This window comes from Candidatus Defluviilinea gracilis (genome assembly GCA_016716235.1).
Classification (GTDB): Bacteria; Chloroflexota; Anaerolineae; order Anaerolineales; family Villigracilaceae; genus Defluviilinea; species Defluviilinea gracilis.
Genome location: JADJWS010000001.1, coordinates 117,048 through 142,695 on the forward strand (window position 1 = coordinate 117,048; position 25,648 = coordinate 142,695).

Annotated in this window: 21 protein-coding genes; all 21 read right to left on the bottom strand. The window is 53.9% G+C overall.

Annotation, left to right across the window (positions count from 1 at the left end; translation table 11 throughout):
- Window positions 1–3: 3 nt before the first annotated feature.
- Window positions 4–7,425 (bottom strand): GAF domain-containing protein, encoded by a 7,422-nt coding sequence (locus IPM31_00565; protein MBK9005465.1) that lies wholly within the window; start codon window positions 7,423–7,425, stop codon window positions 4–6.
- A 15-nt stretch (window positions 7,426–7,440) separates the two neighbouring features.
- Window positions 7,441–8,331: a response regulator gene (locus tag IPM31_00570; GenBank protein ID MBK9005466.1), complete on the bottom strand. Its 891-nt coding sequence runs from the start codon at window positions 8,329–8,331 to the stop codon at window positions 7,441–7,443.
- 15 nt (window positions 8,332–8,346) lie between these two features.
- Window positions 8,347–9,447, bottom strand: a complete 1,101-nt coding sequence (locus tag IPM31_00575) for a shikimate dehydrogenase (GenBank protein MBK9005467.1) — start codon at window positions 9,445–9,447, stop codon at window positions 8,347–8,349.
- A gap of 26 nt (window positions 9,448–9,473) precedes the next feature.
- Window positions 9,474–10,751: a multidrug transporter gene (locus tag IPM31_00580; GenBank protein MBK9005468.1), complete on the bottom strand. Its 1,278-nt coding sequence runs from the start codon at window positions 10,749–10,751 to the stop codon at window positions 9,474–9,476.
- A gap of 536 nt (window positions 10,752–11,287) precedes the next feature.
- On the bottom strand, window positions 11,288–11,890 hold the full coding sequence (recR, locus tag IPM31_00585) for a recombination protein RecR (protein MBK9005469.1): 603 nt from the start codon (window positions 11,888–11,890) through the stop codon (window positions 11,288–11,290).
- Window positions 11,891–11,945: 55 nt separating this feature from the next.
- Window positions 11,946–12,275: a YbaB/EbfC family nucleoid-associated protein gene (locus IPM31_00590; protein MBK9005470.1), complete on the bottom strand. Its 330-nt coding sequence runs from the start codon at window positions 12,273–12,275 to the stop codon at window positions 11,946–11,948.
- Between the two features lie 111 nt (window positions 12,276–12,386).
- Entirely contained in the window at window positions 12,387–13,955 is a 1,569-nt protein-coding gene (dnaX, locus tag IPM31_00595) for a DNA polymerase III subunit gamma/tau (protein MBK9005471.1), read from the bottom strand.
- Window positions 13,956–14,084: 129 nt separating this feature from the next.
- Complete coding sequence (locus tag IPM31_00600) at window positions 14,085–14,252, bottom strand: type II toxin-antitoxin system HicB family antitoxin (protein ID MBK9005472.1); 168 nt, start codon at window positions 14,250–14,252, stop codon at window positions 14,085–14,087.
- A gap of 111 nt (window positions 14,253–14,363) precedes the next feature.
- Complete coding sequence (locus IPM31_00605; protein ID MBK9005473.1) at window positions 14,364–14,855, bottom strand: lamin tail domain-containing protein; 492 nt, start codon at window positions 14,853–14,855, stop codon at window positions 14,364–14,366.
- Between the two features lie 88 nt (window positions 14,856–14,943).
- Window positions 14,944–15,594 carry a hypothetical protein gene (locus IPM31_00610; protein ID MBK9005474.1) on the bottom strand — a complete coding sequence of 217 codons (651 nt, stop codon included), beginning with the start codon at window positions 15,592–15,594 and terminating at the stop codon, window positions 14,944–14,946.
- A gap of 79 nt (window positions 15,595–15,673) precedes the next feature.
- Window positions 15,674–16,621 carry a 50S ribosomal protein L11 methyltransferase gene (gene prmA, locus IPM31_00615; GenBank protein ID MBK9005475.1) on the bottom strand — a complete coding sequence of 316 codons (948 nt, stop codon included), beginning with the start codon at window positions 16,619–16,621 and terminating at the stop codon, window positions 15,674–15,676.
- Window positions 16,618–16,959 (bottom strand): DUF190 domain-containing protein, encoded by a 342-nt coding sequence (locus IPM31_00620; protein MBK9005476.1) that lies wholly within the window; start codon window positions 16,957–16,959, stop codon window positions 16,618–16,620. The genes prmA and IPM31_00620 overlap by 4 nt, the downstream gene beginning before the upstream one ends.
- 2 nt (window positions 16,960–16,961) lie before the next feature.
- Window positions 16,962–17,342, bottom strand: a complete 381-nt coding sequence (gene crcB / locus IPM31_00625; protein ID MBK9005477.1) for a fluoride efflux transporter CrcB — start codon at window positions 17,340–17,342, stop codon at window positions 16,962–16,964.
- Complete coding sequence (locus IPM31_00630) at window positions 17,339–17,800, bottom strand: NUDIX domain-containing protein (GenBank protein ID MBK9005478.1); 462 nt, start codon at window positions 17,798–17,800, stop codon at window positions 17,339–17,341. The genes crcB and IPM31_00630 overlap by 4 nt, the downstream gene beginning before the upstream one ends.
- A 69-nt stretch (window positions 17,801–17,869) precedes the next feature.
- A complete protein-coding gene (locus IPM31_00635; GenBank protein MBK9005479.1) occupies window positions 17,870–18,811 on the bottom strand; it encodes a glycosyltransferase in 942 nt (313 codons plus the stop codon).
- Window positions 18,808–19,626 (bottom strand): DUF115 domain-containing protein, encoded by an 819-nt coding sequence (locus IPM31_00640; protein ID MBK9005480.1) that lies wholly within the window; start codon window positions 19,624–19,626, stop codon window positions 18,808–18,810. The genes IPM31_00635 and IPM31_00640 overlap by 4 nt, the downstream gene beginning before the upstream one ends.
- A gap of 72 nt (window positions 19,627–19,698) precedes the next feature.
- Window positions 19,699–20,457, bottom strand: a complete 759-nt coding sequence (locus IPM31_00645; protein ID MBK9005481.1) for an SDR family oxidoreductase — start codon at window positions 20,455–20,457, stop codon at window positions 19,699–19,701.
- A gap of 72 nt (window positions 20,458–20,529) precedes the next feature.
- A complete protein-coding gene (locus IPM31_00650) occupies window positions 20,530–21,510 on the bottom strand; it encodes a phosphoglycerate dehydrogenase (GenBank protein MBK9005482.1) in 981 nt (326 codons plus the stop codon).
- Entirely contained in the window at window positions 21,507–23,036 is a 1,530-nt protein-coding gene (locus tag IPM31_00655; GenBank protein MBK9005483.1) for a hypothetical protein, read from the bottom strand. Before IPM31_00655 ends, IPM31_00650 begins: the two co-directional genes overlap by 4 nt.
- A 471-nt stretch (window positions 23,037–23,507) precedes the next feature.
- Window positions 23,508–24,176 (bottom strand): acylneuraminate cytidylyltransferase family protein, encoded by a 669-nt coding sequence (locus IPM31_00660; GenBank protein MBK9005484.1) that lies wholly within the window; start codon window positions 24,174–24,176, stop codon window positions 23,508–23,510.
- A complete protein-coding gene (locus tag IPM31_00665) occupies window positions 24,173–25,582 on the bottom strand; it encodes a hypothetical protein (GenBank protein ID MBK9005485.1) in 1,410 nt (469 codons plus the stop codon). The genes IPM31_00660 and IPM31_00665 overlap by 4 nt, the downstream gene beginning before the upstream one ends.
- Between the last annotated feature and the right edge of the window lie 66 nt (window positions 25,583–25,648).

Here is a 25,648-nt window from a genome sequence, read left to right on the forward strand (position 1 = left end):
TCATTAATTCTTGAATACCGGAAGCGTGAAGGAGAACGTGCTCCCTTCGCCATCCAGACCCGCGCTTTGCACCCAAATTCGTCCCTTGTGCATTTCCACAAGTTCTTTGACGATGGATAGACCCAAGCCGGTTCCCGGAGTTGCCAGCACTAACGGATGTTCGCCACGATAAAAGCGTTCAAAGACCCTCGGCTGGTCGCCCAGCGCGATCCCCACGCCGTTATCTTTGATATTGACCTGCACTTCGCCTCCCGCATCAGATGGGTGGAGTTGAACGAGGATCGTCCCATTCTCCGGGGTGTAGTGATAGGCGTTATCCACCAGGTTGGCAAGGACCTGGCGCACGCGTTCCGCATCGCCGAATACGTATGGCAGTTTTTTCGGCGCATCCAGTGAAAGCGCGATGGGCTTGTTCTCCTCCTGCGAGCGCCGCAACACATCGCCGATAACATCTTCCGCCACCTCGCGCAGGTCGAGCGCCTGGGGTGAAAGGGTGACGCGTCCCGATTCGAGGCGGGAAATATCGAGTAGGTCGTTGACGAGGATATTGAGGCGTTCGGTATTGCCTTTCACGATCTTTAGGAAGTGGGTCTGGTTCTCGTTCAGGGCGCCCGCCGCCCCCATCAGCAGGACGTCTACGTAACCGCGGATAGAGGTCATGGGCGTGCGCAATTCATGGCTGACGGTGGCGACAAACTCGGATTTCAAGCGGTCTACTTCCACTTCATGCGTAATATCGCGGAAGATGGATACCGTTCCCAGAAAATCGTTTTGCAGGATCACCGGCGCAAGATGCACCAAAACGATCAAGCCGTTTTCAAGCACCAATTGCTCTGCGAAGGTTTCGCCCGCATGGTACGAGGATGGCGATTCGGACCAGTTGTTGATGGTTTGCATCCACGAAGCGGCGGATTTCCCGAACAACCCGCCGAAGACATCCAACGTCTGTCCGATCACTTTGCCAGATTCCAAACTCAAAATATCCTCGGCCGATTGATTGAGGAATGAAATACGATTGTTCGGGTCGGTCACCAGCACGCCGTCCGCCACCGCTTCGAGGATGGCTTGCGAACGGCTGGCATCTTCCTGCTCGCGCCGCAACATACTCCCAAGACGCTCCGCCTGGTCGCGGATCAATTCATACAAGCGGGCATTGTTGATGGCGACCGCCACCTGGCCCGCAATGGCTTTGACCAGGCTCAGCATTTCGGCGTTGAAAAAATGGGGTTTGCGGTGATAGACCATGAGCACACCGATCACATCCTCGGCAACGAGGAGCGGCATGGCAATGGCGCTGCGGTGCTCGCGGGCGGTTGTGGCGGTTTTTACCCAACGATCATCCAAGAACAGGTCATTGACGAGGGCAGGCTCGCGGTGTCTGACGATCCAGCCTGCCAAACCTTCGCCGACCTTCAAAGTAAAACCGCGTCCCTCAGCCGTGACCCGGTCAGAGAGGTACCCATACCCGGCGCGGTAATGCAACAGGTTATCTTCAGCGCTGACCAGCATGATGGTGCCTTGTTCCGCGCCCACGGCATCGTTGAGCAGGGCAAGGGTTCGATTCAACGCCCGGTCCAGATCGAGGCTGGATGAAACCTCGGTAAGGATTCGCAATAGCGTTTCGGTGCTTTGTTGCTCGCGTTGCAACTGCGCCGTACGATCGACCACGCGGAGTTCAAGTTCCTCAGCCAGGCGTTGTGTTTCTTTGAACAATCGTCCGTTCTGAATGGCAACCACAGCCTGATTCGCCAGGGTGCTAAGGATTTGTAAATCCTCCTGGGTATACACATTCGTTTGGTAACTTTGCGCGGAAAGCATCCCTACGGTCTTTCCACCGAGGGTCATCGGCACGGCAAGAATCGAGACAGGCACATCGGGCTTTCCATAGATCACAGCGCCCATTGCTTCCACGTTCTCCCTGCCGTGTAACAATAAAGGCAAACCGGTGGAGATCACGCGACCGCTCAACCCCTCCGAGCGGGGCAGGCGGACGGAGGGCGACCGGGCATTTCCATCCACCAGATATACGCCCTCGATCTCGTCTGTCTCCGCGTCCAACAGGCTGATCACAAAAGATTCCACCGGCATTAACTGTTGCGCGGCTTTATGCACTGCGGTGTAGATTTGTTCCGGGTCGAGGCTTGCCCCAACTTCATAACTGGCTTTGTTCAGAATCGAGAAGCGTTCCGCGGTAAACACCGTGGCTTGGAACAAGCGGGCATTCTCGAGCGCGATGGATGCCTGAGTGGTCAAGGTGCGAGCCAATTCCATCTCTGTTACGCTGAAGCGGATCGACTCTCCCTGATGCACAAAGACCAGGGCGCGCAGGCTTGCCCCGCTCACCAAGGGGAGGATCAACAGCGCCTTTGTCCGGGAGCCGAGAAAACCGCTCAACGGAGCCAGGTCGGCTTCGTTCTCAACGGCATCGGTTGTGAAGACGCCCAGCGATTCTTTCAAACGATGGAAGATCGGCGCGTCGGGAAGTTTGGCTGGCAGTTTCGATTTCGAGCGAGGCAGGTCATACTTCAACACGGCGCTCCCGCGTTCGAATGTCACAACTGAAACGCGAGGCGTCAACATAGCCGCCAGCAATTCTTCCGCGGTCAATTGAAAGATTCTGCCTTCATCGAGAAGCCCGCTTAAGGCGGAGGAGAAACGGTTGAGTAAACCGAGGCGTTCGGAGCGCTCGTCCAACTCTGTGGCGCGGCTGATGCTTTCTTCGAACAGACGGGCATTTTCCAGCGCGACAGCGGCTTGTGAGGAGAATGTTTTACCAACCTGCATGTGATCGCGGGTGTAGTAATACGCCTGCCATTTTTCAAGCGCAAGCACACCGATGACTTCGTTCTTCGAGATCAAGGGCATTCCCATCCACGAGAGGCGTGGGGCTTCAAGCGCTGGGAAGCGCGCGTCTTGCCGGACATCGCCGACCAGAATGCCCTGCCCGGTGCGAATCATCTCGTTGAATAACGCGCTATCTTCGACAGCCACGGTCAACCCGAGGCGGCGTTCGGTGTCCGGGAATCCTTTCGCCGCCGCAACAGTGAGTTTGTCCCTTTCTCTTAGCCACAGCGCGGCGGTATCATAAGGAATAACCGGTTCGAGTTGATTGAGAAGCGAGGCAACCAGCTCGTTGCGTTGCAAACTTGAGGCAAGAGAGGTGGCGGCGTCGGTCAGCGCTCCGAGTTGCGCGGCGCGTTCCTGGGTGGTGCGCACCAGCCGAACGTTTTGGAGAGACAGCCCCACTTGTTGAGAGAGCGAGAGAAGCAGGGCTTCATCTTCCGGGGTGAAAGCCGCAGGCGTGTTGAAATTATCCAACACAAGAACTCCCACAGGCTGATCGCCGGATTGGACCGGGATAAACAGGCTGGATACCGGCAAACGCCCACCGGTCGCCTGTCGATAAAGCAACTGGCTCTCCGTGGAGAATAAATAGTCCCGCGTGAATTGGATTTCATCCACTCGCAGCGCCTTGCGCGACTCAAACACCTGCCCCGGAAGAGATTCGCCTGGGTGATAGAGAATGCGCTTCATCGAGTCGTTATCGGCATAGCCAGAAACGGCATGCGGGTATAGTTGATTCGTTTGCTCATCCCAAACGAGTACCACACCGGCATGCGCCGCCGGCAGGGCTCGGCGCGCGCTATCCAACAGCGCGCGGACGATGCGATCCGAATCTAAACCGCGCAATTGGCGGCTGAAATCGAGGAGCAGGTTCACCTCTTGCAGGCGTTTGCGCGTTTCGTTGAGCAGGGAAATGTTTTGAAGAATGACCGAGGTTTGCCGCGCGATCTGGTTATATACTTGCCGGTCCTCGCCTGTGAAGGCTGGCATCGGTTCGCGGCTAATCGCCAACATGGCGGCAACCGTTCGCTTGTCGATCTTGATCGGGAGGCAAATTGCGGATTTCGCCTGCAACGCGGTGAGCAAAGGCGTTTCGCGCCACTCGATGTTTTCATCGACATTGGGAATTAAAATCGTTTCGCCGGTTTGCAGGCAGGCGCGAAGCGGGTTTCGTTGTCCGAACAACGCTTCTGGATTTGTGGAGCGTGTCACATTCCCAAGCACCGCCATCAGCCGCGGACCTTCGTTCGCCGACTCGGCGATCATGGCGACAGACATGCTCAACTGCGTGAGGGTCTCGCGCCCCAATGCCTGAAGGGCAGAGGAAGCGTCAAGTTGCCGGCTAACAGACTCGGTAATCGCCAACCCGGCGCGCACGCGCTGTCCGCGATGGTCCAGGTTGTGGATGGCGATGGTTTGATCGAGGTCTTTGCGCAGGAGGATGGGAAGGTCTTTTTGCGTCAGGTTGATGAAGCGTTCCTGACGATCGAGCCCAGACTTGAGCGAGTCTACTTTGTTGCGTAGTTCGGTAAATCGTCCATAGTTGAGAATGGCAATGGATGCCTGAGCCGCAAAGACCTCCAGGGCTTCGATCGCGGCGCGATCGGGCCGCAGACCGTTGCGCGGCGAGTCAACGCTGATGATGCCCAACGTGTTTCCTGTTTCATCTTCGAGAGGCACGATCAAAAGGTCATCAGGGTCCCAGGCGCTTGGGGATCGCTCCGCGCCTGAGGCGGGGTTTACGGTTACCAAGAGAACATCGCTGGGGATGATCGGCGCTTGATCGACAGGAATAAAATAAGACCGGCTGACCAGAAACTGGGGTTGTAGCATTTGCTGTAAACTGATAAGCGGTTGCCTGCGCGCCATCAGGTCGTTTAGCATTTCAGGCGTGAAGCCGACGCCGGTGATCCGCCTCAATAACCCGCCCGGCTCGAGAACGCTGATCAGCGCTGTTTCAAACGGGGTGGCTTCGCACATGCTCACCAGGATTGCGCGAAGAGTTTGATCAAGCGGGTTTTCGAAATTCAACCCTCCCGCCACGTCTGTCAGACGGGAAAGGGTTTCAGCGCGGCGGCGCAGAACTTCCACGCTTTCGCGTTGTTTTTGAAACCGTTCCACATTGCCGATCGCCACAGCGGCTTGCGAGGCAAGGGTCTGGGCGATTTCGAGGGAGGACGCGTCGAAGAAAGAGGGTTGTCCGGCATGCAAGTGCATTAACCCAACGGTCTTTTCCTGATTAAGCATTGGAACGATCAGCGCGGAGACAACGCCATCGTGAATGGGGATCTTCCCGTTTTCGGTGTAGTCTTCAACCAGTTGAGGCGCGCCTGTCTCGATCACCGTTTGCTCGATGTGCGGGAATGTCGAAGGGAGGGGGCAGCCGATAGTCAGCAAAACGGATGGTGGGAAGGAGGGAACGTTCGAGTCGAACAACAGGATCGTGCCGCACTCGGCGCGCGTGACCCGCAGAGCCTCGTCTCGGATCACCTCGAGCAAGGATTTGAGATCCTGCGTCGTATTCAGTTCGCGGCTGACGCGAGCCAGCGAAGAAAGTTGTTCCACCCGGCGGCGCAAAACCTCGTCGGTTTGCATGAAGCGCGAATGATCTTCAATTGCGTCCGCCAGTTGGCCCGCGGCGGCAAGGGCAATCTCGAGATCATAATTGCCGAAGAAATCAGTTTTTCGGCTCCCGAGAATCAATTCGCCCAGGCTTTTCTCGCGCACTGTCACGGGGACGATAAGAACCGATTCCATTTGTAATCGAGAAAACAGGGGCAGATACCCCGGAGCAATATTTCGCTCGAGGCTTAACCGCCCGGTCGAGATCGACTTCCGAGTGCCTGCCACAGTGGCGCGATAGGGAACGCCTTCAGCATGGAGCCTCAATAACGGGCTTGTTGCTTCCGTGGAAACTCCGACAACAGAGCTTTCATGTAGTTGCAAACCACCGGTCTTTTGATCTTCAAGGAATAGCGCCACCAGATCGCACCGAAGCAGGCGCGCCAATTCATCCACAGATAATTGAACAATCTCATCCAACCCTGCGGTGGAGGTGGAGAGGTTGGCGATTCTGCGCAATCCATCGGAACGGATCGCCCGCTGACGGGTGCGTTCCACTAAAAAGGAGTTATGAATAATTCCCGCCGCCTGGCTGGCAACCGTCTCGATCAGGCGCAATTCCGATTCCGAGAATTCAACGGACGCCTGTTTGTGATTGGAGATTTGAACGAAACCGACAAAGTGATCGCCCGCGATCATCGGCGCCAGAACCGACTCGCGCAAACTGGCGGCTTGCGCGATCGTTTGAAGACCAAGTTCGCCCCAGGTTCGGTCATCGGCGGCATTACGCGTGGAGATCAGCCTGCCCTCTTGAATCATTTTTTCCGCCGGGCTTTCAGGCAGGATCGTTGTTCGATAAATTTCGACAATATGACGCGGCAACCCTTGAAATGGAACCTGGCCTTCAAGCGTTCGTTTGTTGGCATCGTAAAGAAGAAAACCGAGGATATCCACGGCGAACAAGGGGGAAATGCTGTCGATCAGACGATTGATCAGGCTCAAGTAATCCTGCGTCACGCCCACAGATTGGGTCAGGTTTACCAAGCCGCTTAATTCTTTTGACCGCCTCACTTCATTCGCATATTTCCGCGCGTTGTGTATCCCGAACCCTGCCTGCGAAGAGACGAGTTGCAACAGATCGAGATCGTGTTGCCCCAGTGTGCCCGCTGTGAGATGGCCGAATTCGAGCGCGCCGATCAGTTCATTATTTGCGAATAACGGCAAGCCGATGTACGACAAGACGGGCGACTTTTCGCCCAGTTGCGCCATCTCTGGGTTTGCAGAGCGGATGTCGGGGATAAGAATTGGAGCGCGACGCGCAACCAGCGTTTCGGTCAGCGCGCCAAATTGCGATGTATAAGCGCGAATCGTTTTCGACGCCCCGGAGGGATCGAGGGCATAGGTGTCGAATGTTTTCCGAAGCGCGTCCCAGATCTTGATCTCCATAACATCGGCCGGGACGAGATGCGACACATGCAATAAAATGGAATAGATCGTGTAATCCAGATCGAGGCTTTCGGTCACGCCCCTGCCAAAATCCGAGATGATTTTCAGCATAGACGAATCGGGCAGCGCCGCATCGACGCTCGACGCCAGGCTGACGCCCCGCATGGCGATAAACATCAACGGGTATGGACCCGGCACCTGATACGAGGTCGCCTCCACCAGCCTTCCGCCGACAGACAATCGTTTTTGCCCGTGCGTCGCGCAAAGATTGAGAAAATCTTCCGCGGGTCTTGCTTTGCGAATCAGTTTTTCGAGTTCGGGGGGTTCGTCGGCTCGCAAGCCAAACCAATCGCGCGCAAGGTCGTTGAGATAATCCACCCGTCCGCCCGGCTGGACCGTTACAATCGCTTCAGTTAAATTTGTGGAGGATGGAATTTCTACCGCTGGGTTAAGCGCTCCCCCCACCTGCACATTCTCCGGCAGACGGCGAAACCAGAGCGCCACCAGTACCAACAACAGCAGTACTGCGGCAATAGAGATCAACCAAAAACTTACATCGAGCCCGACAAGCATATTCCGCCCGGTGTCTTACGCAGAATCCTGACGGCGCGCTTCTGCCGCAAGTTCGGTAATTTCGCGGATGTCCGCAAACGATTGCCCGCTCGGCGAAACGACACCCACCGATATGGTCATGAACGGCACCTGCATCGTTGAGCCGTCTGCGACGGGGGCGTGCATAAATCCCTGCTGGCGGTCGATGAAGTTATAGTGCGTCTGCACTTCTTTATTAAAGCGTTCTTTGAGGCGGGCTTTGATGAGCGGCGCTTTTTCCTCGCGGGTGATGATAATGAAGTTATCGCCGCCCGCATGACCGATGAAATCGGTGGTTGTGCCGATTTCATCCACCACTTCGCCGATCAGCATGGCGCTAAACCGGAGCACGTCATCGCCTGCCACAAAGCCGTACACATCTTTGAACGGCTCAAACTCATTGACGCGCGCATCGAGCAACGCCCATCCTTTTTCGCGGATGATGCGCCGTAATTGCTCCTCGATCAACCGCCCCGCCGGGAGACCCGAGCGCGGGTCGGTGAGGCTTTCACGCTCTGCCCGGCGAATGGCGCCCTGCACGCGCAGTTTGAGCTCTTCGATGTCGAACGGCTTGGTGATGTAGTCGTCCGCGCCGAGTTCCAGCCCCTGCAGTTTGTCACTGCGCTCATCTTTCTGGGTAAGAAAAATGACGGGGATGTGACTGGTGCGCATGTTCGTGCGCAGGTTGCGACACACCTCGTAACCGTCGATATCCGGCAGCATAATATCCAGCACGATCAAATGCGGCAGGACGTTTTTGGTCTTCTCAAGCGCATCTGAGCCGCGCACGGCAACATCGACTTCGAAATCCATGCCGGCAAAAAAGATCTTCAGCATGTTCCCAATGTCGATATCGTCTTCCACGATCAACAGGCGGGCTTTTCCCATAAGCAGCCTCCAAAGTTACTGGCGCGCCGCGAGCAATTTGCGAACGCGTTTCGCATTGCGGCGCACGGTGTCGATATGTTCTTCAGTGACTTCCTTTTCGAACGAGCGGAACCCGCTCACACGGAAGCCATGTTTTTTGCAGATCGCATCGATCTCTTCCACGCGTTCCCTCGTGAGGTGTTTGCCAAGCGTGTAATCCTCGAAGCGACCTTCCAATGCCAGGGCAATCGTCTCTGCCATGCAGGCGTACGCCTTGCCCGGGGGAAACCCAAAATTAAAATGGAAATCAACGGGTCCTGGCACGTCTACCATTCCTCCGTCTATGACTAATATATCATCTCTCGCTGACGCGACCATTGCAGAAACATCACGAGGGCGCGCCACATCGCAGACCACACTGCCGGGCTGCAGGTGCTCGGGGCGGATCACATCGTGGATCGCGCTTGTCACTGTAAGGATTAATTGCGATTCTGCAAGGATATCCATCGTCAGGCTGACCACGATCTCGCTTCGACACTTCGATTGCAGTCTGTCTCGCAACCCTTCGAGTTTTTCGCGGCTTCTGCCGACCAACACCAACCGCTCCACCTCGTCTGCCAGCAGTTCCGCGCACACACTGCCGATCGCGCCCGTCGCCCCCACCACCGCCGCCGTGGCGCCCGAAAACGGAATCTCCATCACGCGCGCGGCTTCACGGATCGCATCCACCGCCACCATCACCGTGTACGAGTCCCCGGTGGTCACCGGCACATCCAGCGCCTGTGCGATGGTCATGCCGCCATCCCCCACCACAGACGTGAACGCGCCCAAACCGAGCATCTGCGCGCCGAGTTTCTCCGCGAACCGCCCGGTTTGAATGATCTTGTTGTAAACCATTTTCTCCGGCAGTTCCATCATGCGCCGCGGCGTGTATGGGCAGGCAATGAACCAACCTTTGATCTCCTTGCCCGTCGCCTGCGAGACGATGCCGCCGATCTCCGAAACAAACACCGGTGGAAAGAACGTGGAAAAAAAGTCGATCTGTTTTTCACTCAGCATTCTTCCGAGCAATGGATATTTACGACTGACATCCCGTTTTGGGTCAATCGGATGGATGATGAAAGCAAACGTGTCCATGTTTCGACCAGGCTTGGCAACCAAGATTACCAGGATTCTGAAGTTGCCTCGCCGGGGCGGGGGTACATTCGCTTATGCAGGTTGGCAAATTTCAATTTGTGATGATCCGAATCTTCGTAGCGCACATCCTTGTCGATCACGCGGCGTTCCTTCGAAGCGAACAACACCACGTCCGATTCGATCGTGCGCGCCGGGTACACGACCATTCCCGAACCAAGCCTGCAATTATGCCCAACCGCGCTACCGATCACCGGGCGGTTCGAGTAGTTGAGTTTTCCCTTGCCGTCCAACGCGCGGAGCGGAGCGGGGATCAGGTTGTAATCGGTAAATGTGGAACCCGCGCCGATGAATGTGTTGCGCCCAACAACGCACATTTGCAAACAAGTGTTTTGCGCGACCATGCTGTTATCCATAACGGTGGTCATGAACAACGCGGCGCGGAACGGCAGGAACGCCCCATCCCCCACAACCGAGAGCATCAGCTGCACATCCTGCGAAATATTAACGTTGTTGCCAATAATGCAATTTTCGATGACTGCCCCGGCATTGATGGTGACGTTATCGCCGATGGTCGTCGGTCCGTGGATGATGGCATCGGGGTCGATAACACAATTTTTACCAACAGTGACAAGCGCAGACGATTGAAGGATCTGCCTGCCCTCATACAACGCCTTGCCGAGAATTTTTAGTTTGAAAGCGACCTCTTCCGCAAGTCGTTTTTCGAAGCGCGCGCCGCGTGAAAACAATCCGTACACCACATCAGCGATGAACACATGCACCCATGAATCGATCGCAATACAAGCCCGAAGCGGAACTTGAAAGGTGAGGTCGCCGCTCTGGTCTGCCATATACGTCGGCACGTGATAATAACCGACCTCGCGCGCCTCCAAATCGACGATGAGCGGCTCCACATCCGCCACGGGACCGCGCGGGTAATACCACAGATCGGCGAGGAACACACTTCCCGCCGGGGAATAGGAATTGGACAGCGGCAGGGCGTGTTCGCGAAAGGCTGGGTCTTCGGCAGAAAACGCGGCGCGCACGGGTCGTCTCTTTTTGCGGGCGGTCGAAAGAAACGCCTTGATATATGCCTCATCGAAAAACAAATTATCGCGATACACGATCGTCTCTTCACGCTCGAGCGGCATCCGCTGACCTGCCGACAACTCCAATTCGCGCGTTGTGTACGGCGCCAGCACGTTCCGCTGGTGAAGCCACAGCGGCTGGTTTTGGATGCGCAGGTCGCGCGCCGGTTCGTTAAACGGCGTGATGGGGGTTTTTTCAGTGAAAATGATCTTGAGCATAGCAAGAGTAATTATTCCACAGAATTGCAAAAATCGGGGCAGGCTGTGCCTGATCCCTTCGTTACAAGATTGTTTGGTACATGGGCGCAACGAAACAAGAGCCTAAAATTATCATCGCATCAGCGAACGCTGAGAGAGCGACTAGAAAAGTGTTCTCACGATCGGCGCTTCACAAAAGTTCAGGTAGCAGTTCGATGCGCCAGCCAAGCGTGTCGCCTGCCTGGACGCGGCGCAACTACGCCAAGAACCTATTTTCGTGATCTAATGACGATTATGGTTTTCCCAAAGTCACTTGATCAATGGATCAATGTGGAACGCAAATGGCGCGAATCGGCAAATTTCACGAATTTTCTTGAACCGGTTCGCGCGATTCGCTCATTCGCGTACTTCGCGTTAGTATCCTCAGACTATGGAAAAGCCATGTAATAGACTTCATCGGTAATCAGACAAAATCTAGTAGGAGCTGAAAAACACAGATTTTTTCTCTCTTTTCGTCAGCGCGAATCAGCATTTATCTGCATCCCCATCTCGATCTATTACATCTCTTGTCTTCCTGATAACGCCCTCAGCAACGTATTTTGATCGGCATATTCCAAGTCGCCGCCCATGGGGAGACCTCTTGCCAGCCGTGTGACATGCACGCCGAATTGTCTCAATTGATTTTGCAGGTACAACGCGGTCGCGTCACCCTCCATGCTGGGATTCGTCGCAAGGATGATCTCCTTCACTCCCCCATTCGCCACACGCGCCAGCAATTGCTTGATCTTCAAATCGTCGGGACCGATGCCTTCGATGGGAGATAAGACTCCCTGCAAGACGTGATATTTCCCGTTGAAACCCGCCGTGCGTTCGAGGGCTAAGACATCCAGCGCTTCTTCCACAACACAAATGACGGATGAATCGCGTTTGAGCGACTCGCAAATTTCACAGCGTTCACGTCCCGCTTCGGTGATGTTGAAACACTCCTGACAAAACGCAGTGTTCTTTTTGAGATGCGCCAACGCCAGCGCGAGATCGTCAGAGACATCGTCGGTGGCGCGGAGGAAGTAGAACGCCAGCCGCGAAGCGGATTTAGGTCCGATGCCTGGGAGGCGTTCGAGGGCGTTGATGAGGGATTGGATTGACTCTGGTAGAAGCATAATCGGCTCAAGAGAATTGGAGAATTAGAGAATTCTCCAATTCTCTAATTCTCTCTTAGAAAGGAAGCCCACCCGCCAGCGGACCCATCAACTTTTGTTGAAGTTCGCGCGATTGGTCGAGAGCCATGTTCACCGCGGACAAAACCATGTCTTGCAACATTTCGGCGTCGGCGTCTTTCATGAAATCGGGAGAGATCTCAACCGATCTGCATTTCTGGTCGCCCGTCATCACAACCTTGATCGCGCCGCCGCCCGCCGTGGCAGTGACGGTTTCCTCGGCGAGTTTCGCCTGCGCTACTTCCATTTGTTGTTGCAGGCGTTGCAGTTGTTGCATCATCCCCGCCTGCCCGCCCATTTGTGGTCCTTTGTTGAATCCTTTTGCCATTATTTAGTCTCCTAGTCTTCTGGTCTCTTAGTCTGCTAGTCAAACAGTCAGCAAGTCAATAAACGATTGAGTCGTTCGACTAACTGACTAGAGGACTAGCAGACTAGACAACTAATCCTGCGTATCCACGATCTCGCCGCCGTGTTGGATGGCGGTTGCGACCATGCCGTCTTGCGCCACGTTCGCGGGGATCTTGCCTTTGGCATTCGTCACCACACAGCGCACGCTCACGTCTGCGCCGAACTCGTCCTTGATCAACTTTTGGATCGCCTCGATCTGGTCAGGCTTGTCAATTTTTGACACCAGCACGTCGCTCGCCAAACCCAAGATCAACGTCGAGCCGTGCACGTCAATCATCCGCACCGAGTTCATCAGCGCGGACAAATTCGCCTGCGCTTTGGGAAGCGACGCGGACATGTGCTTCCACGCCTTGATGACATCGCCGACATTGATTGCGGATTTTTCTGCTGGATGAGAAGCCGCTTCTTCCTCGACTTGAGGCTGGGTCGCCGTTTGGGGAGCCGATTCAAGCTTCGGCTTGGTCTGACGCGGCACCCCCCCTTGCGTCCCCCCCAAATCCCGATTTGGGGGGGATTGAGGGGGGGTATCGTCGAGAACTTCCGCCAAGGCGAGTTCCAGACTCAAAGACGGTTGCCAGCCGCCGCGCAAATCCACAGCCGCGTTGTTGAACGCTTTCATCATCCGCAAGACATCGCTTGTCGAAAAAGATTTCGCGTGCGCCTGCATCTGCTTCTTCACGTCCGCCGTGGCTTCGACTTGATTCGCGTTGCCCATTTGGATGAGCATCAGCCCGCGCAGATACTCGACGACCTGACGCGCCAGCGAGCGCGGATCGGCTCCCGCATCGAGCGCCTTGTGAATAGACTCAAGCCCATGCGCGGGATCGTGATCGTTGACCGCGTTCAGCACATCCAGCACCGATTGACTCGTGGCAGTGCCGAGCACTTGTTGTGCGAGCGCGAGCGTGATCCTTTCTCCCGTTGACGAGAGTTGATCGAGCAGTGACTGCGCGTCACGCATCCCGCCCGCAGACTGGCGAGCGATCTGAATGAGCGCGTCATCGTCGGCTTGGATGTTCTCGGCTTGGATGATGTGTTTGAGGTTCGCAACGATCTCATCCACTGGCACGCGGCGAAACTCATGACGTTGACATCTCGAAAGAACGGTCGCGGGGATTTTGTGAATCTCGGTGGTGGCTAAAACAAAAATAGCATGTGGAGGCGGCTCTTCGAGCGTTTTGAGCAACGCATTGAACGCCGCCGTTGACAACATATGTATCTCATCAATAATATAAATCTTGTACTTGCCCTGCGACGGCGAGAAGTTGATCTTGTCGCGCAAGTCGCGGATATCGTCAACGGATGTGTTGGACGCCGCGTCAATTTCGATGAGGTCGAGGAAGCGATTCTCGTTGACGGCTTTGCAATTTTCACATTCGTTGTCGGGACGTTTTGTCGGGTCGGGATTCGTGCAATTGACCGCCTTCGCCAACAGACGCGCGAGCGTGGTCTTCCCCGTTCCGCGCGAACCCGCGAAGAGATACGCGTGCGCGACGCGGTCTGCCGCGATGGCATTCTTCAGCGTGGTGACGACGTGGTCTTGTCCCAACACGGCGCCCCATTCTTGGGGTCGGTATTTTCGGTAGAGGGCTTGGGTCATTTTAGTAAGTCAGTTATCAGTGAATAGTGAGCAGTGATCAGTGCCGCAAGATTTATCTTGCGATTCAACTATTTAGCAATACGCAAGCGCAAAGTGAACTTTGCGGTACGAACACCGTCGCTTGCGATGTTAGCTTGGATTGTCTTCTTCGAGCGCGGCAATGTAACCTGCAATTGCCTCTTTGATGTTGGCAATCGCTTCTTCACGAGTCTCGCCCTGACTGATACATCCAGGCAGGCTCGGGCATTCCGCCACGAAATAACCATCTTCACCTGAGTAAACGATAACTTGTCTCATAGTTCACCTCTTACTGTTCTTGATACAAGGCTCTCACAAAATTTTTCTACTTACACGGTGGTTTCGATACGGGTCTCGCTAGCGCTCGACCCTACTCAACCACCGAGGTAACTACGGCACTTGATACACCGCTCTAACATTTCCACTTGGGTCGAGAAGTGCCGCTTCTTCGCCCGATTGCCAGACAGGTTCGGTCTCGCCCCAGTATAAATCAATGACCGTGTTCGTTCCAGCAATCGTGTGGACTTGCACCGCGCCACTGCTATTTAATGTGAGGTTCGGGAAGATGAAAATGTTTTTATCGGAGTCTTGCAATTGCCAGCCCGCTAAACTCAGCGACTCACTTCCCGCATTGCGGACGACAACCGATTCGGCAGTCAACGTCCCTGCGCCGACGATGCTGACGATCTCGACGGGGATATCCACGTTGGGGCTGAGGGTCGGCTGGGGAGTAGAGTCGCCTGAGGAAACTGGGGCAGGTTGAACCGGGGAAAGAGCCGCTTGTCGGTAATTGCGGTCGTACCAGAACAGAATCGCGCCGGTCACACAGGCAGAGATGAACACATTCAAAAGCAGGTATTGGACAAGTCGGCGGCGATCCATTGTGTTTGAATCATAGCACAGAAACCCGGCAAGTGAAATAAAAAATCCTGCGCCGTTGAAGGCGCAGGATTCATCTTGCCAGCCGATGCTAGGGTAGTTCGGTCATCTTGAAATCGTCGAATGAAACGTTCGTGCCGGAGGCTTGCTCGCCGCTCCATGCGAACAATGCCACATTGCCTGTGGTGTAGGTGGTGTCGACGACCGAGTCGATTTGCTTGCCGTCCACATACAATGTCAATGTTCCGTTACTGCCGCAGTCCGCGCCGATACGATAGGACGATGCGCCCGATGTGATCGCGTCGGAGGTCTGCCAGGTGTCATTGTTGGTGAGGAAGACGTCATCTTGCGCCACAGCCGATTTGCCGATGGCATATTGACCCGCGCCGGTGATGGCGAAGTAATACGAAACATCGGTGACCTGCATGTTGCAGATGATGCCAAACGCGCCGGTCGAATCGGTGGAGTTATTGTTGGCGGTCACTTCGATATGGGCGTTTTGATAATTCTCGGCGTTCGGGGTGCTCCACACAAAATACAGGTCGCGGATGATAAAGAAATTCAACGAGCCGCCAACGTATTCAACCGCGCTGTCGGAATCGGAACCGGTGCCCCATTGTTCGGAGGAAAAATCATCGCTCAAGATAACCTTCGGTCCGCCTCCAACTGATAATCCCTGACAAGCCAGCGCGGCAATGGCGAGCGCGGCAATCGCAAAAAGCATTCGTATATTTGGTTTCATTTCTCATTCTCCTTTGGAAATTAGATTGTGCGCTATTTTATCATTTCGCCCTTTCAGGACGATGGTACTTCGTGGGGACTCAACCGCGACTCATCGTCAGCGCGACCCAATCGCCCCTCTGCCGCCATTCGGTCATTCCCAGATGTTTTGCCTGCGCCGCCTCCAGGACGCTTTTCTTCTGCTCTTGCAGGATTCCGCTGAGGATGATCGAACCGCCAGCCTCGATCAGATCCGCCAGCCCCGCATCGAAGAGACGCACGATCACCGGCGCGAGGATATTCGCCACCACCAACGGCGCGGACTTGAATGGGAATTTGCCGTCGAGGATCTCCGTCACCGACCCCGCACTGAGGATCAACTCCTCCCCCACCTCGTTGAGGTTCGCATTCTCGCGCGAGTTGACGATGGATTCGGAATCGATATCCACGCCGAGAACTTTTTCCGCGCCAAGCTTGATCGCGGCAATGGAGAGGATGCCCGAGCCGCAGCCTACATCAATACAAGAAAGAGGCAAGAGGAAAGACTCGCCGCTTTCTTTCGTCTTTCTTCTTTCCCTAAAGGTTAACTCTAATAGCTCAAGGCACAACTGCGTCGTTGGGTGTGTCCCCGTCCCAAACGCCATGCCGGGATCGATCTTAATGGCTACGCGATTCGGTTCGGGCGATTCCATCCATGCTGGCAGGATGAGGAGTCGCTCACCAATGCGAATCGGTTTGTAATGTTGCTTCCAAGCCTCCATCCAGTTTTGATCGGCAATTTGTTTGTAGACCGGGGTCGGCAAAGGCTGGATCATCCCCAAATAAAAAAGCGACTCTTCGAGTTTTTGCCGCGTCTCTTCGAGAGAGTCGTTCACCTCCAAATACGCGCGGACGGTGATCGGTCCCGTCGGCGTGCCGGCGTCTTCGTCATCGTTGTACTTCACGCCCTGCTCGGTCATCACGCCGTTGGGGGCAAAGCGCGCGAACACATCCGCCACCGATTCGGCGAGTTCGCCGTCCACTGTCATGGAAACTTCAAGCCAGTTCATGTTTTGTCCGCCTTGTAAAAACGTATTTGCGCTTTTTCGAGCGTGACCAAGCCCGCGCCGATATGTTGGTCAATCGTTTCGAGAAACAATTCCAGTTTTTCTTTTATGTCCACCACCTCAACAACCATCGGCATATCCACTGAAAGTTGTTCGATCTTGAACGTGTGGATGACGCGCGTGTTGGCTCCGAAACCCATCACGCCGCGCAGAACCGTCGCGCCGGCGAGTCCCTGTTCGCGCGCCTTCAACACCAGCCATTCGTACAACGGCTTGCCCTCATGTTTATCCGATTCGCCGATGAAGATGCGGAGCAGATAGCCTTCTTCCGGTAACTGCATGATTACCTCCAGATCAAAGTAGAGACGGTTCGCCCAAGCCAGACAGCCAGCAAACCAAGAAAAACGTTTAACCCAATGTTTGCAAACGCGCTCAGATTTTCGCCGTCGTGGGCAAGGTTAAGCGTTTCATTGCCGAAGGCGGAAAACGTGGTGAATCCGCCTAAAATTCCGATAAAAACAAACGCGCGCGCTTCGCTTGAAAAGACGCCGCGGTTTTCCGCCAGTTGAGATAGGAATCCAATCACAAAACATCCGATCACATTGACGGTCAATGTGCCGAACGGAAAAATACTTTTGGAGGATTGTTGCACATACCCACTGAGCAGGTAGCGTATGGCAGAACCGATAAACCCGCCGATACCGACAAGTAGAACATTGTTCATGACGCGCTCCAAAGGCTGTTATGAACGGATCGTATCAAATCTTTCTCATCGAAGATCATGCGCGGCAGGTCGTCCACGTCGAAATACTTCATCTCAGAAACTTCATAACTTTCCCGAAACTCGCCGCCGACGATCTTGCACAGGTACATCAATGTCACATGCCGAAACAACTTGGAACTGTCGGCAAATAATAATCGCTCAACCTTGATCGTTAACCCAGACTCCTCATAAAACTCGCGGATCACTCCCTCTTCGGGTTGCTCGCCATACTCCAACCCGCCGACAGGAATCCCCCACGCAAACTTGCGATAGGTGTGTTTGAATAACAGAACCCTGCCCTGCTCATCGAACACTAACGCCGCAACCCCCACCCGAAACCGCGGACGCAAGATTATCGCCGCGAATGTGTGAACCCACAGCGGAAACATGCCCCAAATTCGCATCAATGTTTTCATCATAAAAGTCCCCGCATTATAAAACACAACGAGCGGACACATCATCCCCCGTAGAAAGTAGAAACGCGCTCTCTAGCGCGTTTTTGTACTTTTCAATTTCCGAGAACGCCGTGATAAAAATTCTGAGCGAACAAAATCGAGTCCCAAACTATTCAACAAAGCGGACACAAAAATATTCAACCTCGCCAATGCCGTCGGCGGGTGGATGAAGAACGCGCGCATCCATGCCCTCAACGCGGAGGCGGATTTGCCGCCGTCGAGCAGATACCGCGCGTCGACTCGATGCGCCGACGCGCGCGCGCGTCTTTCCACGGGTCGAATTGCCTCGCCCAGCCCAGCCTGTCCCTCCGCCCAAGCCAAAACGCGGAAGGCTTCGCGTCCAAACTCCGCCGCTTTGGCGCGGTTCTTCGCCTCGGCATGATACCGCGCCGCCGCCCACGTTTGATCCACGTGGAGGATTCTTCCATGTTGCGCGATTCGAATCCACAAGTGATGGTCGAGTAGAAAGTGGAAAGTAGGATCGAGCATCCCCGCTTTTGACAACACCTCACGCCGAAAAAACACAGCAGGCTGACCGATGATCTGAAAGCACAGCAAATCTTGCAAGGTCAATTGTTTGTAATGCAATGCATTGAACGAATTACCGCGTTCATCCACGGCAAGCATATTTCCGTAAACCAACAAAACATCTGGATTTTCTTCAAATGCTTTCACCGCCGCAGAAATCGCGCCGGGCAGGTAATAATCGTCTGAGTTCAACCATGCAACGATTTCACCTGTCGCACGCAAAAATCCTTTGTTGATGGCGTCTGCTTGACCCGAATCCTTTTCGCTCACCCACCAAGCCAGCTTATTCGCGTACTTTTCGATAACATCAACCGATCCATCCGTGGACGCGCCATCCACTACGATGTATTCGATGCTCGGGTAATCCTGCTCAAGCACAGATTGAATCGTCTGTTCGAGGTAGCGCGCTTGATTGAACGAAGGGGTAATGATGGAGACAAGGTTCATTGAAACAACGCACCATATTCCACTTTCGGGAAGATCGTTAATTTACCGCCGACCGTTGCATCTACCACTTCGCGCCCTGCTTTGCGAAACGCATCACGCGCCAGCGCGTACCCAACCTCGGAGGTATCCAGATCGGGTAACTGCCATTTGACACCCTTGCCAAAATAATTCGGCATAAAGTGATTCGGGTCGTCGCCCTGTGACACGACGGTTTTGTTCACATCTCCCTTCGAGGCAAAGTTGTGATCAACGCCGATGAGGATGACTTTCTCGACACCCATGTGAAACGCAAGCTGAAGCGCGAGATTGGTCACAGTCGCTCCCTCCCACACCCGCCCACGAACATCGTAAGCGAATTTCGGTCCCGTGTAAGTCGTGTAAACGAAAGTGGGCAATTTTGTAATTGGTAATTGGGGACTGAAATGACGATGCGAACGCCACGAAATGAATTTAGGGATGGCAAGTGAGTTGATATCGTCCACAAATTGCTCGACGACCAGATAGTTCGTCACGCAAAGGTATGTAGTTGCAAATCCCCAATCAGGAAATGCCAGATAAATTCGATTCATGCCGAACGTGATCTCGTTCTTCAATTTACTTGTGTCAGTCTGCTTGAGGCTAGGTCCGTTCCCGATGATGAATGCGCGCTTGCCCTTGTGTATATCCTTCAATGCGGCAAGCCGACGGATGCTCTCCCGCCGCCAGGGGTGGAAATATGCGGCGGGAAGCTCAGGAATACGCCGTAGCCCGTCATACGTGTTACGAGTGAATTGCCAGAGAGGTAGAGGGATGATCTGCTTGAGGGCTTGTTTCATAAGAAAGAAGAAAGAGGAAAGATGTTGGGTTCTCATTCATCCTTCATCATTCAGCCTTCATCCTTTTCAAAGTTATTCCGTACTCAATCTCGCCGTCGCTCCCCCATCCACCACCAACGCTTGACCTGTCATAAAAGAGGATTGTTCGTTATCTGCGAGAAAATAAATCGCGTGAGCGATCTCTTCGGGCTTGCCAACTTTTCCGCTGACCGTTTTGCGGGCGAGGTTATCGAGCCTCTCCTGCACATCACCATGACCAACGTGACCGCGTCCCAGCCCCGCGCGGAGCATGGGGGTATCCACCGCACCTGGGAGGATGGCGTTGACGCGGATGTTATCGGGCGCGAACTCGATCGCCATCGCGCGTGTGAGGGCGAGCAGTCCGCCCTTCGACGCGGCATACGCGGCAATATTCGCCGACGTTTGAATCGCGTGGACGGATGAAACATTCACCACCGCGCCGCCGCCTGTCTTCATCAACGGATGCGCCAGTTTGACTCCTAAAAACACTGACCGTAAATTGGAAGCCATCACCGCGTCCCATTCTTCAACAGTTGTTTCAATGATCGGCTTTGCAACTTGAACAGCCGCATTATTCACCAATGCGTCGAGAGATTCTGTGAACCGATGCGCCTGCTCGAAGATGGCTTGCATATCTTCGGGATGTGAAATGTCAGATCGAATGAACAAGCCGTTCTTTGGAAAATCATCACCAAACTCCGACCTGTCCACGCCGATAACGCGCCAGCCTTTTTCAGAGAAAAGCGAAACAGTAGCGCGACCAATCCCGCCCGCCGCGCCAGTAATTAAAACCGTTCTTTCCTCTTTCATCTTTCCTCTCTCATCTTTCATCCCTTCGACAGGCTCAAGACAAGCCTGCGGAACGGTGCGTAACATCAAAGTTTAAGTTCTTTCCGTGTCGTCCGTGAAATCCGTGTACGAAAAAGGCATCCCCAATCCTTCCACCAAATTCTTGATCGTATTCCAATGCACGCGCTCCCATGCGGCGGGGCTGGAATTGGAGTTGTGCGGGGCGAGCATGACGTTGTCCATTTTCATCAGCGGACTATCCAGCGGAAGCGGCTCGACTTCGAAGACATCCAATGCGGCTCCTGCCAGACGTTTTGACTGCAACGCTTCGATCAGCGTTTTCTCCTCGACGATGGGTCCGCGCGCGGCATTGATTAACACTGCGGTTGGTTTCATCAATGCAAATGTGTCGGCGTTCAGTAAGTGACGGGAGGTTGGGTTGAGATCGCAATTGATGGAGACGAAATCAGAGTTCGAAAGTAGAAAGTGGAGACTCGTCATTTCGATTCCAGTTTCGGAAACAAAAACGTGGTCAACATTTACGATGTCGTTGCCATACGCTTTCATGCCGAAGGCTCGCGCGCGGCGAGTCACCGCTTTGCCGATGTTGCCGACACCGATGACTCCAAGCGTACATTCGCTCAACGACTTGCCTGGAATCTTTTCCCATTTGCCGCGTTTCATTTCCGCGTCCATCCATGGTTGGCGGCGGGCGAAGGCGAGCATGTAGCCGAGGACGGTATCCGCTACTGGAGTGGTGAAAGCGTTGGGGGTGCGACCAATGGTCACCGAATGACTGAGGCAGGCTGAGGCGTCGAGTGAATCGATCCCCGTCCCCCACTTTGAGATCACTTTGAGTCGCGGCGCGCAGGCTTCGATCACGCGCGCGGTGTAGCGGTCATCCCCGCAGATCGCGCCGTCGAATTGACCCGCATATTTCAGCAGGTCTTCCTCCTCCATGCGCTCGCGCACATCTGGTACGATGAGTTCGATGTCGTATTTTGCGAAGACGGGTTTGAAACGATCCACAAATGGGATCATGTATGGCGCGGTGAATAGGACGGTGTATTTCATTTGCAATTGTTTTTTACTTCTGAAAATTCATAGAGGTTCGGCACGGGTGAAAAATAACTAACGTTTGGAAGCATATCATAGTTCCCGCCGAAGTAGGAGTTGAAGACGATGCGGAAGGTGTTCACGGGGGTGATCGTTGAAAATAATTTCTCTTGATGTTGTGGCAGATAATATGCGTTTAGGATCCACATGCGACGATCGCGTGGCTGAAGCCACGGACCATGATCGCCTTGCAAAATAATGATCGGCGGCGTTTCAGATTCGGCGAGCAACGTATCTACCGCATCCAGAATTTTTTTATTTACGAAGGTCAATTGATTTTGATATCCCTGCGCGTACAGATCGGCTGGATATTGTTTTTTCTCGTTCCAAAATTCGGCGGGGTGAGTGTATTCACCCTCGGGACCAAACACAAAAGGCGGATGCGGCGAGATCAAATGGATGTACGTAAAAGTCGGTTCGGTCATGCGGGCAATGTCATCTATTGAATCAAAAACCAATAATGTGCGGTCGCGGAAATTTTGCCCCATGATCGCGTCGGCATCCACCCAACCGAAGTCTTGCGCATACCGCGCGAGAGTTGTTTGCATGAGCAAGGTTTCAAATTCAGTCATGCCTGCAGAAAAAGGCGGCGGCGTGTAAAACACATCGGCATCGTCGAGTTCGTTCCATGCGAAGCCCGTTGCGAAGGCGACAGTTTTATAACCCAGCGTCTCAAAGTTGTAGCGCACTGCGCTGTATTGATACGAATCCCACAACGCGCGACGCTTGATACTATCGGGCGCAAATGCCGAATCCAAATCCTGCAAATAGGACATATTCAACGACGAGCCCACCGAAAGTTCAGTGCGAATGTAATTTGTCTGACTGCACTGCGCCACATAAAATCCGCGCTCGCGCAGACCATCGAGAAACGCGCTGTTATCGTAGCCATACGCTCTTTTCAACAAGTCTTCGCGCGCATACGAATCGAGGATGAAGTAATACACATCAGGCGGATTTTCGGGACGCGTGAGATTTTCATCCACGGGAGCATTCTCCGCGCCCACTCGATGCGCGCCTCCTTTCTGGACCCCCGAACTGGTCTGCCATAAGGAGGTGACTACCAGCCCCAGCGCGATCACGTTCAATGCGAGAGGTGATGACGGAGATTTTCTAACCGCCCAAACGACAAAGAGGAAGGCAAGTACGAGCCATACAACGAGCAACCATTTTTCAAAATCGAAGCTTTTTACTTTTTCCGTCAATGTGAGGAAGGCATGCCCGTACGAGAAGAACAACGCCATCCACAACGTGGACAGGAACGCGGCGCGATTCCAATCACGGAGGGCGAGGCGCAACAGGAGGAAAAGAAGCCCCGCGAAGAGGATGCTAACAATGAGAGGACGCCACGCCGCTTCGAGTTTGATCTGTCCCACGTTTGCCGCCATCAACGCCAACACAGGGTACGCGCCGAAGAGGATGGGATACCACGGGAGGGAGAACCATTTGCCCAAAATTTTCTGTATTTGTTTAAAAAAATTCATTCATTCACCAAGATGGCATTCTCAGACCCCGAAGGGGTGTCAAAGATCAATGAGGCTATGTCATCCCTTCGGGATTGGGGGATTGATATTCCATTCTCTACAATACTATCATCCCTTCGGGATTGGATTTATTTGGCAGCCAGTCTTCTAGAATCCTAGACCCCGAAGGGGTCAAACGATTATAGAATGATCGGCGTAATTGATTTCAAACCCCGAAGGGGTGTCAAAGGTCAATGAGTTATGTCATCCCTTCGGGATTAGGGGATTGATATTCAATTCTACAATCCTATCATCCCTTCGGGATTGGATTTATTTGGCAGCCAGTCTTCTAGAATCCTAGACCCCGAAGGGGTCAAATGATTCTAGAATGATCGGCGTAATTGATTTCAAACCCCGAAGGGGTGTCAAAGGTCAATGAGGTTATGTCATCCCTTCGGGATTAGATTGAGCGTCCCATAAATCGGGTGTTTATCACGAAGATGATTTTCTCTTCATCAGGAAATCGCAGATGGCGAAATCGAGTTCTTCGTCAATGTCCCACGCTTCGTCGGCGTCTATGGCGAACATGAGCGGCTTATCGCTGATGCGGTGACGTTTTGCCAGTAGATTCTCGCGGGTGAACATGTAGATGCAGGAGTTTTCTTCGTAGACGGGAGGCAGGTCTTGAGTCTGGATCAATTCCTTCGGGTTGTGATTCAGCGCGTTGCCGTCTTTATCGTAGAGACGGGTTTGGAGGCGGGTGACGGAGAATAACGAATCGTAATTGGGGTAATTGGTAAGTAGTAATTGGATGGCTTTTGAAATTGATTCGGGTTTCAGCAAGGGATTCGTGCTGTGGGTTTGCAAATAAAAATCGGCGGGGAATAAACTGGTGTCGTGAATCAAAATCTCGTTCATCGGCACATCGTCGGCGCGGAGGGATTCGGGGCGGTTGATGATGTTCACGGAGGGGAAATGTCCCTTCAAACCGTCTATCACTTCAGCGGAGTCCGTATCCACGACGATTTGGTTGACCTGCGGCACGGCGAGCAAAGTCTCGATGATGTGATGGAACAGCGGCCTGCCAGCCAGCGGGCGATAATTTTTGCCTGGCACGCGTTGACTGTGATGACGCATGGGGACGAGCGCGACAATATTCATGGGAGGATGACCTGTAATTTAATATGATGATAATCCGCGGCGCAGAGGGTGATCCAATATCCTTTTTTGTCGGGCGGATCGAAGTCGCGGATGCCGCCGACGGGGGCGCCGTCTATGGCGAGGACTTCGACGCGGTCTTGACCATTCTCAAGCGCGGAAAGGATGGTCGCTTCGCGTTCATCCCACAGTTGGGCGCGTTGACTATACACGGGAATGTATTTTGAGGAATTATAAATAGCAAATATCGGAAAGATAAGCGCGATCAGCAAAGCAACCGCCGCTGTAGTCTGCAACCAAGACTGCGAGTAGAGTTGGCGGAGGGAATATCCGCCCATCCAGCCGAGCGCGACGAAGGCGAAGACCATGATGTGACGCGGGATGATCTGCGTGCGGAGGATGGGGAGTCCGCGCTCGATGTAGGCGCTGGGGGTCAACGATGCGGCGACGAGGAGAATTGCGAGGGCGAAGATTCCAAGTCCGAGGGCGAGTGTGTTGGGGGTGTTGATGTCTCTTTCTTTGGAGTTCAACACGAAGCCGAGTAAACCTGCAAGGATGAGGATGAGAAGTTGTTGATAATCTTTGAGGGATAAAGTCACAAACTCGCGCGTGAAATTGAATACTAAAGTTATCAGTTCGAGCAGACTCGCTGACTCGCCGTATCGCTCGGCGCGGAGTTGAGTCGTTGGGGCGAAGACGAGGAGCGCCATGGCGATCAAAGCAAATATCAAAGCGACGAGTGCGGGGGTAAAAGTCTTTTGCCCCCAAACTTTTTTGTAGCGCGAACCGATGAGGGCAATGACCGTGTACAACGTCAACGCCGAAACGATGACAGTATTGCTCGCCTCGGAGAATCCGCCCGCGAGGAGGGAGAGTAGGGCGATCAGAATTAATTTTGCTTTGGATGGATTTTGGTCCGTGACGAGAGTCAACACCCAGGGGAACAACACGAGAGGGAAAGTGTACGTGAAGAATCCAGTGTTCCAGTATACGGATTGATATAAATGCGGAGCGAGGTAGATGGAAAAATAGACGATGATGAGGGAAAGTAAAGTCGCTTGGAAAGTGGAAAGTGGAAAAGTCGAAAGGGAGGAGAGGTTGAGGAAGAGGCGAACCAAGCCCCACGTCCAGAGAAGAAGCGAGAGAGGGAGGAGAATCTGCAATCCAAAAACGCCGAGCGGATAGAAGAGTCCCGCGAGGATCGTCACGGAGTATCGGCTCGGTGTGTACGTCACGTTGTAGACGTATCCGCGCAGGGTTTCGAGAAATCCCAAATTGCGGAAGTCGGCGTTGTAACACCAGTCGTCTGCCCAGTAGCGGAAGTAGATGCCGAGGTAAGCAAAGACGCCCAAGCCGATGAGGAAGATCGCGAGCGGAAGATACGAGAAACGTTTTTGATCGAAACGCATGGCGGGAAGATTATACCGAATATTGAATTGACATTCCCGCTTCGTCGTGTTATAAAACGCAAACAA